Source organism: Neobacillus sp. GCM10027624 (assembly GCF_042675345.1).
GTDB lineage: Bacteria > Bacillota > Bacilli > Bacillales > Cytobacillaceae > Neobacillus > Neobacillus cucumis_D.
Genome location: NZ_JBHTHD010000022.1, coordinates 1 through 12,903 on the forward strand (window position 1 = coordinate 1; position 12,903 = coordinate 12,903).

Here is a 12,903-nt window from a genome sequence, read left to right on the forward strand (position 1 = left end):
TGTATTCTTTCTTCAGCTGTAAATTTGGCCATAAAAAAACCCCTAAACGTTAGAATGGTGTCTAACATTTAGGGGGCATTTCACTACCTTTTGGGTCAGGCTTTTAATTTACCTTTGGACCATGCTCCATTTCCCATAACTTTTCAAAAAATGGCTGCCCTTTAATTATATTCTCACAAAATGTTACATGCCTCTTGCCCCATCCGTATTTTGTTTCCTCAAATAATTGCTCCCAAACATCCTCAACATTCATTTCCTGGATGGCGGCGTATCGTTCCGGACACCATTCGGTATACCAATAACGAACTTCTGCTTCATTATTTGAAGAGTGTAATTGGTCAAGGGCCATAAATAATAACTGCTTTAATTGGCGTTCCTTTCTTGTTAGGCCACGCATTAATTCTGGCTCAGGCGATAAAATATGATGATCTTTCATTTCGCTAGGCTGATAAAAGTGATAAACATTTGCCTCATGCGTTTCAATCATCTCATATACAAGCTGTTCTTGCCTTGGAATTAACCTGCTTTTTCGGATTGGAATGGTATAGCCAATCGTATCAATTGCTAAAATACCTACCCCATCCGTTACAACAAAGCAATAATCAAGCTGAATTCGCTCATGGTTTTTTCGTAAATATGCTTTTTGATAAATATCATCTAGGAGTTGTTGAGGTAATTCTGCTAAATCATTCTCAATATAGTTAAATAAAATCGGTTCAATCTTTAAGAGTGGAACTTGATCCAAAAGTTCGACTCCATCATCCTTGCGCCATTCATGAAAGTGGCATACATTATACCCGTTTTCTTCACCTTCAAACCAATTCACCCAAACATCATGAAGATACAACATTGTACAACCCCTCACTTCAAGAAACTGTTTGTCAATCAGTATGGGCAGACCTTAGTTAAATTATTCCTTTATATATGTTTTGCTCCATAATTAACTTTTATTACTAATATTGATGAATCTTTAAGCAGCAGGTGATGCTTTCATTTCAATACAAAAAAAAGAGATAATCACCAAAGTGACTACCTCTTTTTACTTTATTATTCTACTTCAGGGGTTTCGCTTGTAACACCAACTTTAGCCCAAACATATGGGTCAGCTGTATAATTGGCAGTTAATGATGTTACACGATTGTTAACTCCTGAAATCGTAGAACGGAATAGTGTTGGAATAACAGGCATTTCATCATTCATAAATGCTTGCCACTCATCGTAAACTTTTTTACGATAGTCATGGTCAAATGCTTTTACGGAATGACCGTCTGCTAATAATTGATCGTTTTTCTCACTTACAAAGCGAGAGTAGTTAAACGGAACATCTTTACCGTATAAACCATATGGGTCAACGTCTGTCCCTGTTCCCCATGCACCAGCATAAATGTCAACTTTCTTGTTATCTTCTTCAACCATTTTGTAGAAAGAGTTAAATTCTGCCAAGCGGCCATCTACAAGGGAAACATCTAGCCCAACATTTTTCCAGCTTTGTATATAGAATTTTGCAAGTGGTTCAGCTGTGTCACCGCCACTCATCGATAAGAAATTAATGTGGAATTTCTTACCGTTTGGATCTTCACGAAGACCGTCATTATCAGTATCTTTATAGCCTGCTTCATCTAATAGTTGTTTTGCTTTTTCCGGATCATATCCAATAGCATTTGCATCTTTGTTATACCAGCTTGGGAAGGACGGCGGAATTAAGGATGTAGCCGGGAAACGTAAACCGTTATAAATTTTCTCACCCACAGATTTCTGATCGAGAGCATAGGCCATCGCTTGTCGTAAGCGTTTGTCTTGGAATTTAGGGTTATCCATAACATTTATGCCTTTTTTAGCATCCCAGTGGCCTAATTTAAAGCCAATGTAGTTATAAGCTAGATCGATTTGACCGATAAATTGGAAGTTCTTAGATCCCTTAGCTGCAGGGTATTGATCTACAGGGAAATCAGCAACATCGACTTCACCCTTTTTAAGTGACTGTAAAATAACTTTTGGATTGACAACTTTTGCAATAATCGTTTTTAATTTTGGTTTTCCACCAAAATAATCATCGTTACGCTCGAATTCTACTGATTCACCTGGAACCATCTTTTTAATCTTGTATGGGCCAAATCCAATTGGAGTTTTATGGATTTTATCTGCCTTTGCAAGGTCTTTTATTGGAATATCCCCAATATAATGCTTAGGCATCGCATATGGCCATAGACCTGTTATTAAAGAAGGATTTGCGTTTTTAAAGGTAATCGATAGGGTTTTATCATCGATAATTTTGATCCCCGAAATATTTTTGGATTTGCCTGCGTGGTATTCTTTCATCCCAACAATACTTTGGATGATCGCATCACCATAACGCACACCTGTGTAATCCTTGTTACCAATTACCAAGAATGAATATTCATAGTCTTGGGATGTTACCGGTTTTCCGTCGGACCAATTAACATTGTCCTTAATTTTTACAGTAATGGTTTTATTGTCATTGGACATTTCATAGGTAGCAGCACCATCATTTGTAAATTCATAGTCTGCATTGGTTGAGAATAGTGGAATGTCGAAGAATTGCAGGACTTCAGCATCTGGTTGTCCAGTATAATATGCATAGTTTAATGTACCTTCGAATGGAGTATCGTACACTAATGCATATGTTAGTGACCCATCCTCAATCACAGGCTTGTCGCTTTTAATGACTGAAGGGAATGTACTAATATCTTCTTTTGGCTTGTCACTTGATGACGTTGGCTTTTTACTTCCACTGTCTTTGCCTCCGGTCGAATTGGAACATGCTGATAGAAGCATACCCAAGACAACCAGTAAACTAAAAAACTTGAAAAAATGCTTTCTCTTCATCCTTCTTTTCCCCCTTTTTTATCCTAATCTTTGCCTTGCATCGGCTGCACGTTTTAACGCTTGACCGATATAATTTATACTCAACATCATGACTAAAATAAGTAATGACGCAGGTAACCATATCCACCATTTATTTTCGAGAACATCCGGATTGGTTGCATAACTAACAAGAGTTCCCAAACTCGGAGTACTTTCCGGTAATCCAAATCCTAAATACGTTAACCCTGATTCAATTCCAATATTTCCTGCAAGATTTAGAGTTAAATTTACGATAATAATAGAACTTAAATTAGGCAGAACTTCCCGGAAAATAATTTTCCAATCAGGCGTCCCAAGCGTTTTTGAGGCACTTACATAATCAAGCTCCCTTTCAGCAAGGGTTTTTGACCTTATTAACCTAGCTTTACCTGTCCATAAAAACAAACTCATAATTAGGATAAAAGTAAAAACATTATATTGTGGCGCTATGGAAACAAAAACAATAACTAACATTAAGGTTGGAAGGATAAGAAAAAAGTCAATAATACGCATGAGGATATTATCGACTTTTCCTCCGAAATATCCTGCACATAATCCGACACATAGACCGATACATCCTGTTAATAATGTAATGCACAAGCCAATTGTAAAGGAGTTTTTAGCCCCTATAATTAGTTGGCCAAATATATCTCTTCCGCCATAATCAGTCCCTAACCAATGCTCTGAAGACGGAGGAGAATAAATAGATAACAAATCTACTGTTACAATTTTTTCTTGGTCTAATAGAAGAGATGCACCGTACACACCTACCACAATCAGCCCTAATAGGATTAGAGAACCCAGTGCTAGTTTATCTTTCACAATTTCCCGCCATAAAATGGAGAAAACTCCATTCTTCGGCTTTTTTATCGCCTTTGGCTGCTTAGGATTAACGATTTCAGCTTTCATATTGGCTCCCTCCCCTTTATTCAATTCTGATTCGTGGATCAACAGCACTTAAAATGATATCTGAAACTAAAGTTCCAACTAGGGTGGCTAGACCGGATATCATAACAAGTGCGGTGACGACACTGAAATCTCGCTGCATGATGGAGGTGAGGAACAATTGTCCAATCCCCGGATATCCATAGATAGATTCCAGAAAGACTGAACCGCCTATTAAATAAACAATTTCATAGCCTAGAAAAGCCGCAATGGGAAGAAGTGAATTTCTAAAAATATGGCGGGTATAGACCTTTGATTCACTAACCCCTTTTGCTCTCGCCGTTTTAACAAAGTCCTTTATTTTTGTATCAATGATTTCATTACGTAAATATTGAATCGTTACAGTTGTACTTACAATCGCACCTGAAAATGCCGGCAAAATGAGATGGTTAAATTTACTCATGTAATAGGAAAATGTCCCATCTTCCGCACGGATATCAACACTTCCACTTGTAGGGAACCATCCAAGCACAAAGCCAAATATATATAATACTAATAACGCAAAAATGAAAAGTGGTGTAGCGAATGTTAGATAGTTGTAACCAACAATCATTTTATCCGCCAAAGAATCTGTCCATCTGCCGCCAATGATTCCAAGTGGAATGGAAATAAGATAACTTAAAACCATTATGGCAAAACCTAAAAGGATTGTATTTCCCATTTTACCTGCGAGCAGGTGGGTTACCGATGTTTGATGGATGACAGACAGACCTAAATCTCCATGAAGCAATCCCTTAATCCATCTTCCATATTGAATATATAAGGGATCGAATAACCCCAATTTCTGTTTTAATTCATGTATTGTCACGGCGTCCATTTTAGGATTACTTGCTAATTGGCCTGTTAACGCATCACCGGGCATTGCTTTCGCCAACAAAAATATAAGTATACTTAAAATAATTAGCTGAGGGATCATTACCAAGATTCTGCGTAAAATAAATTTCAACATTTATATAAACCCCTCCCTATGGTAGTGCAACTGAATGGGTTTCAGAAATAGATTTAAGATTATAAACTTTACCCTCAGCATTAAAATATTTATTATAGGAATCTCTATATTCGTTATTTACCTGTTGTCGAATCTTAATTTGTTTTTCTCTGTTTTCCGGATTTATTTCCGGAATCGCTGAAATTAATCTCTTTGTATAGATATGCTGTGGATTTGTATATATATCTCTACTTGTTCCTTCCTCAACGAATTGGCCGCGATACATAATACCAATCCTGTCACACATATGTTGAATAATCCCTAAATCATGGCTAATAAATAAATAGGTCAGATTAAACTCCTTCTGAATATCCTGCATAAAGTTTAAGACCTGTGCCTGAACGGAAACATCGAGAGCTGAGACAGGTTCATCAGCAATGATTAACTTTGGCTTTAAAGTTAAAGCACGGGCAATCCCAATCCGCTGTCTTTGCCCGCCTGAAAACTCATGCGGATATTTGTAGATGGCTTCCGGATTTAAACCAACTTTTTCTATGTAAAACTGTACCTTTTGTCTCTCTTCTGTTGGCGAAAGCTTTTCAAAATTTCTAAGCGGTTCAGCAACGATATCCAACACCCGTTTTCTTGGATTTAAGGAGGAATAAGGGTCTTGAAAAATCATTTGAATATCTTGCCGATAATGATGAAAATCACGGCGGCTTATTCTCATTAAATCCTGATTTTCAAAAAGAATTTCCCCTGAAGTAGCCTTTATAAGTCCGATCAGAGTTCTGCCGGTTGTTGTTTTACCGCACCCTGATTCACCCACCAATCCATATGTTTCTCCCTGTTTTAGTTCAAAGCTAATATCATCCACAGCCTTTACATGACCAACCACTCTTTTGAAAAAACCACCACGAATAGGATAATATACTTTAAGATTATTGACCTTAAGAAATGACATAGTTCATGTCTCCCATGTTTTTTTCTGGAAAGTGAAAGTTTTTATAGCAAGTGCATCGCACAAAATGATTTGGTTTAACTTCTCGTAACACCGGATTCTCTTCATGTTCATGGACATCAATCCACTCAATCCGGTCTTTAAACCGACATCCGGCCCTTGGTAAATTTTTCAAGGACGGTACAATACCTTGAATAACATGTAATCTTCCCTTGAATGTGGTAGAGGATGGAATGGAATTAAATAATGACCTTGTGTAGGGATGTAAGGGCTTTCTAAATAATGTATTCACGTCTGCTATTTCAACAATTTCTCCTGCATACATAACTGCAACACGATCGGCCATTTCAGCAACGACTCCAAGGTCATGAGTGATAAGAATAATACCCGCTTTCGTCTGCTTTTGCAGTTCTTTTAGTAAATCCATTATTTGGGCTTGTATCGTAACATCTAATGCGGTGGTCGGTTCATCTGCTATCACTAGCTGCGGGTCACATGCAATGGCAATGGCGATTACGACACGCTGCCGCATTCCGCCGGATAATTCATGAGGATATTGTTTGTAGGTTCGCTCTGGATTAGGGATCCCTACCTTTTTCAAGAGCTCAATAACTTTTCTTTGTCTTTCTGGTCCAGATAAATTAGTGTGAAAGATCATACTTTCTTCTATTTGTTTTCCGCAGGTCATAAGTGGATTAAGAGCTGTCAGTGGATCTTGAAAGATCATTCCAATCTCTTTGCCTCGGATTTTATTCATTTCTGCAGTTTGAAGGGACAGCAGGTTTTTTCCTTTAAAATTCACATTCCCTTCTTGCTTCGTTCTATCCTTTGGATGCAACCCCATGATGGACAGAGCAAATGCGCTTTTTCCACATCCCGATTCTCCCACGATTGCTAATACTTCATTTTCATTTACTGTCAATGAGACATTATCTACAGCAGCGAAATAATCGTTTTCAATCCGAAACGTGGTTCGAAGGTTCTGCACCTGTAACAGTGGATGATTGACCAAAATTGAGACCCCCTAAACTATATCATTCTATAAAAATCCCTATCTTGAAATCACCATAATTTCAAGTAATAACATATTCTGTTTAATTTTGTATGTTAATAAAATTTTATTACAGAATTATTTCAATTGCAACACTTTTGGGAAAATTGTTATTTTTCTCTCATATTAAAATAAAAAAAACCTGATTTATCAGGCTCTTTCTCTTTTTCTATTCTATGAATTTGGAAGAAGGGATCGTAAAAGATTGTTTTGTAGAATAGTGATGACTTTCGTAATATTCCTTCACAATTTGGTAACCGGCAGCATATCCCAATAGTTTAGGAATCCTTCCTCCCCCATATAATAGCTGGTCGTGAGTTCTCTCATTTTTTTTACGATCAAGCTGATCATTTAAATACTTTTTCCAAAAACCCTTTATTTCTTGTTCCGTATACATGTGACACCAGCTTGCTGTGTAATTTCTCCCACAATTTTTTAATACAGCATATTCAGCAAGTCCTTCAATAATGATAGAATCCAATAGGGTATATTGGGTCATTTTCTTGTTTAGTTTACTTAGCCTGCAGACATGGTGATATTCGTGTACAAAAAGGGCTTCTAATTCCTTCGAGTCATCCAAAGGGGATAGAAATAGGAACATTTTATCCGGATAAGAAACACCTGATTTGTTTTTCTCCACCCGAAAGAAAAACCCTCCTGATTGGGCAATTGGAAAGAGAAAAATCGGAATATCCGGACCTGACCATTTTTTTTGGTAATCTTGAAAAAGTTTCTCCACTTGATTCCACATGTTTTCTTTTATCATTATGTCAAAAATGTATTTTGAGCTCCTCGAGGGCTTATACATTCCAAAGCTGATTAATTGATGGTAGATTTCATTCGCAGTGTACCCCTTAAAATAGGGCAGTAATTTCTCGCAAATCTTCGTTGGGCGGTCAAACTCCTCTTCGAGCCATTGATTTGTTCGTACAATTCCCATTCCCTCACTCCATTTTTCAGGTAACTCCCTAAAACATTTTATGAACGGGTAAAGTTAAAGGTTCTAAAGAAATGGCTTTGTTAAACCTGTTGTTGATTTCCTCTCCAGGCACAAGCGGTTCGTGGGCGGTTCGGGGAACCTCCTCGTCGCTTCGCTCCTGCGGGGTCTCCCCTGTCCCGTACTCCCACAGGAGTCTTCGTGCCTTCCGCTCCAATCAACGCTGTTCAAAATCAACAATGTCCTTTAAAACAGCCAAAGAAATAAGAAAGGACTAAGCATATGCCCAGTCCTTTAAACGTCATTATTTATACTTTTTAAAGACAATCGTTGCATTGTGACCGCCAAATCCAAGAGAGTTACTCATTGCCACATTAATCTCTTGTGAACGGGCTTTATTTACAACATAGTCCAAATCACATTCCGGATCAGGAGTCTCGTAATTAATTGTTGGCGGGAGTATGCTGTCTCTTATTGCTAATACGGTAAAGATTGCCTCAACACCACCAGCCGCACCAAGAAGATGCCCTGTCATGGATTTAGTTGAACTCATTGCCAGTTTATAGGCATGTTCGCCAAAAACTTCCTTAACCGCTAATGTTTCAAACTTATCATTATATTCGGTACTTGTTCCATGAGCATTAATGTAATCCATATCCTCTGGTTTCAGACCGCCATCGTTTAGGGCCATTTTCATTGCCCGCGCTCCACCCTCGCCACCAGGAGCTGGAGCAGTAATATGGTAAGCGTCACCTGTAGCACCATAGCCAATAATTTCAGCATAGATTTTTGCACCGCGTGCCAATGCATGTTCTAATTCTTCAAGGACAACGATACCAGCCCCTTCACCAATAACAAAACCGTCGCGATTTTTATCAAAAGGTCTGCTTGCTGTTTGCGGATCCGGATTTGTTGAAAGTGCAGTATTGGCGCAGAAGCCAGCAACCGACATTTTCGTAATAGGCGCTTCCGCACCGCCTGAAACCATGACATCTGCATCGCCACGCTGGATTACTTTAAAAGCATCTCCAATTGAATTAGTTCCAGTTGCACAGGCCGTTACAGAACAGTTATTAAAACCTCTAGCACCAAGAGTAATCGATACTTGACCAGTAGCCATATCAGGAATCAGCATTGGAACAAAGAATGGACTAACTCTTCGGTAACCTCTTTTTTGAAAAATTTCATATTGATCTTCAAATGTTTCCATACCGCCAATTCCTGAACCAATCCAAACACCCACTCGATGGGAATTTTCCTCATTGATGGTCAAATCAGCATCCTTAACAGCCATTATAGCAGAAGCAACTGCATATTGAGTAAAACGGTCCATTTTTCTGGCATCTTTTCGATCCATATAGACTTCAGAATTAAAATCATTGATTTGCGCAGCTACCTTTGCCGGATATTCATCTGCATTTACTCTCGTTAATGGACCAACACCTGATTTTCCATCAATAATATTTTTCCATGTGGTTTCAGCATCCAAGCCAAGAGGGGTAACCGCTCCAACCCCTGTAACCACAACCCTACGCTTTTCCATGAATTACAGCTCCTTTTCCAACTATTCTTCCCTATTTATTCTAATTTGTTCTATATTCATTCTAAGCCCGATTGCTTAAAGGTTATCTTCCCCAGCGGATTGCAATAGCTCCCCATGTCAAGCCACCGCCGAATCCTACCATTACAATCACATCATCATCTTTTATTTTTCCTGCTTCTAATTCCTCAACAATGGAAATCGGAATCGACGCTGATGAAGTATTTCCATATTTTTGGACTGTTTTTGACATTTTTTCAACCGGAAGCTCTAACCTCTGTCTAGAAGCCTCCATGATGCGAATATTTGCTTGGTGCGGAATAAGCAGATCCACATCATCATTGGTTAGTCCAGCCTTATTCAGCACATTTACGCAACTTTCGCCCATTTGGCGTACAGCAAATTTAAATACTTCTCGTCCGTTCATAATGATATATTCATCCTGATAAAGATGCTTTGCACCAGTACCGTCAGCACCTAATTCAAATGCCAGGATCCCGCGGTTATCTGATACAGGCGCTATAATCGCAGCACCGGCACCATCACCAAATAGAACTGCTGTATTTCGATCATTCCAATCGGTAATCTTCGAAAGTTTTTCTACCCCGACGACTAGAATATTTTTATAAACCCCTGTCTCAATAAACTGCGACCCAGTTATGATTCCATACATAAAGCCGGCGCAGGCTGCACTTACATCCATTGCCGCTGCCTTTTTTGCGCCTAATCGTTCCTGTAGGACACAGGCAACTGACGGAAACGGATGATCAGGAGTTACCGTTGCAACTAAAATCAAATCAATGTCCATTGATGTAATTCCTGCATTCTTAATCGCATTTTGTGCTGCGGCAAAAGCCATATCCGATGTATCTGTATTATCGTCGGCAATTCGGCGCTCTTCAATACCCGTCCGTGTCCGAATCCATTCATCTGAAGTATCCATTACCTTTTCTAAATCAGCATTTGTCACAATTTTTTCAGGCAAATATCTGCCCATTCCAATAATACCGGCTTTCATCACAGCCATCTCCTTTTATAAGGTAAACCCTTTTTAATAATAATTAATATCAAATATTATGACTTGGTACTAATTTTATCAAATACACCCCAATTTAATCAACTGGAAATTACACATTCATCCTCCGCTATTGTCCATACCCTTTATTTATTTAAACATATTCTAGATTATAAACAATTTTAAAGGGGGTTTTTTCAAATGGATGAAAACCTTCAGGAAGATGTTAGGGACCGTGGGAATATGTTTGATCATTTCATGTTTGGACCTGGCCAAAGGAGACAAGAACAACTTCAACCGCCGGAAACAAATTATAGTCCAAACTATATCGATTATGGTGAATTAATCGTCCATCTTGACACTTTAGTAGAGTCTACCAGAAATTTAAAACCACTGTTTCAAAAGATTTATCCTTTTATTGAACAATTCTGGAAAAAGAAATAAGCTGCCTTTTGTTGGCAGCTGATTTCTATTCGTGTTCTAATTCCTTCTTAGCTTCTTCCCAACCAAGTTCATAGGCTTCATGCATTACCTTCGTAAATAGGTTCATAAAAGGCTGAATCAAATCCATTGATAATTCTACTCCTGCCTTATCTAATTGGTCCTTTGCCTCTGGTAAGTATTTCATTGCAATTTGCATAAATTGTAAAGATTTATCTTGATTAATCATATGTATCTCCTTCTTGTGGTAATTTTCCTGTTTGTTTATATTTTTCAATTTGCTTGTTCATTTTTTGTCTAAAATCTTTGTTTACGAGAGGACTGTATTTACCTAATGTAATCACATTATCTCTAAAGTCAAATGAAAGATTACCCGATTTTAAATGATTTTCATTGTATTGTTTTGCCACTAATTCATATAATTTATCCACTTGTTGAATGGTGCTGGTTAGAACCGTATTTTCACCTAAATCCGATTGGTCCGATACATACCCAATTACATATAATCCGTGTTCCTTTACATTTTCAATCACTGGAACATTAAACCCATCTCCAGCCGGATAGACAACATCCACTCCCTTTTTCATCATATGATCAACCAACTCGATAGCTTTTTTCTCGTCATCCCAATTGCCGACATATTCAATGTCAACATTTGTATTTTTGTTTTCAGCCAAAGCCCCCTGATAAAAGCCCTCTACTTCAGGCTGCCATTCATAAGCAGCCAGTATACCTACATTATGCCTTTTTGACATATGTGCAGCAACCATCCCGCCAAAAAAACCCATTGCATGCCCTTTAAAATTCAAGCTGGTTGTATTCTTGTTTTTTGCATCACCATTAAAGCTGACAAAATGAATCTTGGGATAGTCTTTGGAAATATCATTAAAGTATTCGGCATATTCAGAACCATGTCCAAAAATTAAGTTAACCCCTTTTTGGCTAAATTCTTTAACAGCTCGTTTCACAACTGGTTCTGAATTCATCCCTTCTTTATAATAAACATCCGCATTAAACTTGGATTGAATTCGGAGCATCCCTTTAAAGCCTTTTGTCCCCCATACTTGATCATTGACTGTTTCGGGAACTAACAGCCCAACTTTCTGTAATTTGCCGGTGGACTTTGTTTCTCCACAAGCACTAAGTAAAAAAAAGCATAAAAGAATGATCCCGAAACGGTTTAGCATTAAATGCATCTCCTTCTTACAGCGCCAGACCCATAACACGTTACACAACACCATTTTAACCAATTATATTCTAACCCCTATGAAATAAAATGAAAAGATAAATTTCCTCTGTATCCATTATCTGTAAATCAATAATCCTTTGCCTTGGTTTACAGTATATTTGAATATAACTGTTGAATATGGTCGATCTGTTTTGAAAAGGAGTCATCGATAGCCGTAACACTTTTGACAGGCACCCTGACAATCTTTCGATTACCCACAATATTTCCACTTAAATCTGAATCGAGTGGTTTCCCTTCGATTTGTAAATACTCTGCACACAATTTCCAATAATTCTTTTTACCGCTTTCAAAGAAATAACTTCCGGGCTTTTTGCTCTCGATGATTTCCAACATAGCATCAAGAGCATCATCAATAAACAATGCGTCTGCCCGATCTTCCCGCTCACCTTGACCCTGAACACTTCTATTCAGATTAGTTAAAATTTTTCTTTGGAAGAGAAAGGTTTCAGGCTGCCACGGACCATAAATAGTAGGTAAATAAAAGAATTGTGTTTCGTCCGCCGGTATATTCATTTTCGTAAGAAAGTCATTAAAGATGTTTAACGTATTTGAGAATTTTGAGCTTGCAGCCAATTGGCTCGGCAGAAGTAAAACAATTAAATCTTTTCCTTCCCTTTCATTCACGTATCGAAGAATGGGCTTTGTTACAGATTTACTTTCCAAAAGATTCTCTTTATGAAGCATATAGAGGTCATAAAGAGAAATAATAACATTCGTTTTTGAGATAGGCTCGTCATTTCGTACTGCCCAATCTGTTAATAAATACTCATTAAAGTTAGCATTTCTGCCAACTTCCAGTCTTTTCTCATCAAGATAGGGTTCCTTTTGACTCTTATCCAATACAACCCCATTCACTTCTACCCCATTATTCAACAATGCCTTGCAGAAATGAAAGCTAACGAAATCGAATACATTAAAAATAACTGCCTTGTCCATAAAATCTTCCTCCCTAAAATTACCTTATTGAATCC

The 12,903-nt window shown here is 37.9% G+C and carries 13 protein-coding genes; 1 reads left to right on the plus strand and 12 read right to left on the minus strand.

The annotated features are described in order from the left end of the window. Positions 1 to 103: 103 nt before the first annotated feature. From ACFQZ9_RS26405 to ACFQZ9_RS26445, 9 genes are all read right to left on the minus strand, one after another. A complete protein-coding gene (locus ACFQZ9_RS26405) occupies positions 104 to 850 on the minus strand; it encodes a YjbA family protein (protein ID WP_498946374.1) in 747 nt (248 codons plus the stop codon). 197 nt (positions 851 to 1,047) lie between these two features. Then, positions 1,048 to 2,847, minus strand: coding sequence for an oligopeptide ABC transporter substrate-binding protein (gene opp4A, locus ACFQZ9_RS26410; RefSeq protein ID WP_498946375.1), 1,800 nt, complete (start codon positions 2,845 to 2,847; stop codon positions 1,048 to 1,050). Positions 2,848 to 2,865: 18 nt separating this feature from the next. Next, complete coding sequence (locus ACFQZ9_RS26415; protein ID WP_198312399.1) at positions 2,866 to 3,774, minus strand: ABC transporter permease; 909 nt, start codon at positions 3,772 to 3,774, stop codon at positions 2,866 to 2,868. A gap of 16 nt (positions 3,775 to 3,790) precedes the next feature. Continuing rightward, the gene (gene opp4B, locus ACFQZ9_RS26420; protein ID WP_198312400.1) at positions 3,791 to 4,759 is read right to left on the minus strand and encodes an oligopeptide ABC transporter permease; all 969 of its coding nucleotides are present in this window, start codon (positions 4,757 to 4,759) and stop codon (positions 3,791 to 3,793) included. Between the two features lie 16 nt (positions 4,760 to 4,775). Further along, a complete protein-coding gene (locus tag ACFQZ9_RS26425) occupies positions 4,776 to 5,702 on the minus strand; it encodes an ABC transporter ATP-binding protein (protein ID WP_198312401.1) in 927 nt (308 codons plus the stop codon). Then, positions 5,689 to 6,711 carry an ABC transporter ATP-binding protein gene (locus tag ACFQZ9_RS26430; protein ID WP_498946376.1) on the minus strand — a complete coding sequence of 341 codons (1,023 nt, stop codon included), beginning with the start codon at positions 6,709 to 6,711 and terminating at the stop codon, positions 5,689 to 5,691. The genes ACFQZ9_RS26425 and ACFQZ9_RS26430 overlap by 14 nt, the downstream gene beginning before the upstream one ends. Before the next feature lie 208 nt (positions 6,712 to 6,919). After that, positions 6,920 to 7,690 (minus strand): DUF2268 domain-containing putative Zn-dependent protease, encoded by a 771-nt coding sequence (locus tag ACFQZ9_RS26435; protein WP_498946377.1) that lies wholly within the window; start codon positions 7,688 to 7,690, stop codon positions 6,920 to 6,922. A gap of 301 nt (positions 7,691 to 7,991) precedes the next feature. Beyond that, positions 7,992 to 9,230: a beta-ketoacyl-ACP synthase II gene (fabF, locus tag ACFQZ9_RS26440; RefSeq protein ID WP_198312404.1), complete on the minus strand. Its 1,239-nt coding sequence runs from the start codon at positions 9,228 to 9,230 to the stop codon at positions 7,992 to 7,994. Positions 9,231 to 9,312: 82 nt separating this feature from the next. Then, positions 9,313 to 10,245 (minus strand): beta-ketoacyl-ACP synthase III, encoded by a 933-nt coding sequence (locus tag ACFQZ9_RS26445; RefSeq protein WP_198312405.1) that lies wholly within the window; start codon positions 10,243 to 10,245, stop codon positions 9,313 to 9,315. A 198-nt stretch (positions 10,246 to 10,443) separates the two neighbouring features. Between ACFQZ9_RS26445 and ACFQZ9_RS26450 the strand changes: the two genes are divergently transcribed. Then, complete coding sequence (locus tag ACFQZ9_RS26450; protein WP_198312406.1) at positions 10,444 to 10,686, plus strand: hypothetical protein; 243 nt, start codon at positions 10,444 to 10,446, stop codon at positions 10,684 to 10,686. 25 nt (positions 10,687 to 10,711) lie between these two features. On the opposite strand, the gene ACFQZ9_RS26455 is transcribed toward ACFQZ9_RS26450, so the two are convergent. From ACFQZ9_RS26455 to ACFQZ9_RS26465, 3 genes are all read right to left on the minus strand, one after another. After that, the gene (locus ACFQZ9_RS26455; protein WP_197031442.1) at positions 10,712 to 10,909 is read right to left on the minus strand and encodes a ComZ family protein; all 198 of its coding nucleotides are present in this window, start codon (positions 10,907 to 10,909) and stop codon (positions 10,712 to 10,714) included. Further along, positions 10,905 to 11,870, minus strand: a complete 966-nt coding sequence (locus tag ACFQZ9_RS26460) for a BMP family ABC transporter substrate-binding protein (protein ID WP_198312407.1) — start codon at positions 11,868 to 11,870, stop codon at positions 10,905 to 10,907. Before ACFQZ9_RS26460 ends, ACFQZ9_RS26455 begins: the two co-directional genes overlap by 5 nt. Before the next feature lie 149 nt (positions 11,871 to 12,019). Further along, positions 12,020 to 12,868, minus strand: a complete 849-nt coding sequence (locus ACFQZ9_RS26465; RefSeq protein ID WP_498946378.1) for a hypothetical protein — start codon at positions 12,866 to 12,868, stop codon at positions 12,020 to 12,022. Positions 12,869 to 12,903 lie beyond the last annotated feature (35 nt).

What these genes read in the sequence shown, in the direction of transcription:
- ACFQZ9_RS26405 (WP_498946374.1), bottom strand. Translation starts at nt 850, where the DNA reads ATGTTGTATCTTCATGATGTTTGGGTGAATTGGTTTGAAGGTGAAGAA.
- ACFQZ9_RS26425 (WP_198312401.1), bottom strand. Translation starts at nt 5,702, where the DNA reads ATGTCATTTCTTAAGGTCAATAATCTTAAAGTATATTATCCTATTCGT.
- ACFQZ9_RS26415 (WP_198312399.1), bottom strand. Translation starts at nt 3,774, where the DNA reads ATGAAAGCTGAAATCGTTAATCCTAAGCAGCCAAAGGCGATAAAAAAG.
- opp4B (WP_198312400.1), bottom strand. Translation starts at nt 4,759, where the DNA reads ATGTTGAAATTTATTTTACGCAGAATCTTGGTAATGATCCCTCAGCTA.
- ACFQZ9_RS26460 (WP_198312407.1), bottom strand. Translation starts at nt 11,870, where the DNA reads ATGCTAAACCGTTTCGGGATCATTCTTTTATGCTTTTTTTTACTTAGT.
- opp4A (WP_498946375.1), bottom strand. Translation starts at nt 2,847, where the DNA reads ATGAAGAGAAAGCATTTTTTCAAGTTTTTTAGTTTACTGGTTGTCTTG.
- ACFQZ9_RS26450 (WP_198312406.1), top strand. Translation starts at nt 10,444, where the DNA reads ATGGATGAAAACCTTCAGGAAGATGTTAGGGACCGTGGGAATATGTTT.
- ACFQZ9_RS26445 (WP_198312405.1), bottom strand. Translation starts at nt 10,245, where the DNA reads ATGAAAGCCGGTATTATTGGAATGGGCAGATATTTGCCTGAAAAAATT.
- ACFQZ9_RS26435 (WP_498946377.1), bottom strand. Translation starts at nt 7,690, where the DNA reads ATGGGAATTGTACGAACAAATCAATGGCTCGAAGAGGAGTTTGACCGC.
- fabF (WP_198312404.1), bottom strand. Translation starts at nt 9,230, where the DNA reads ATGGAAAAGCGTAGGGTTGTGGTTACAGGGGTTGGAGCGGTTACCCCT.
- ACFQZ9_RS26465 (WP_498946378.1), bottom strand. Translation starts at nt 12,868, where the DNA reads ATGGACAAGGCAGTTATTTTTAATGTATTCGATTTCGTTAGCTTTCAT.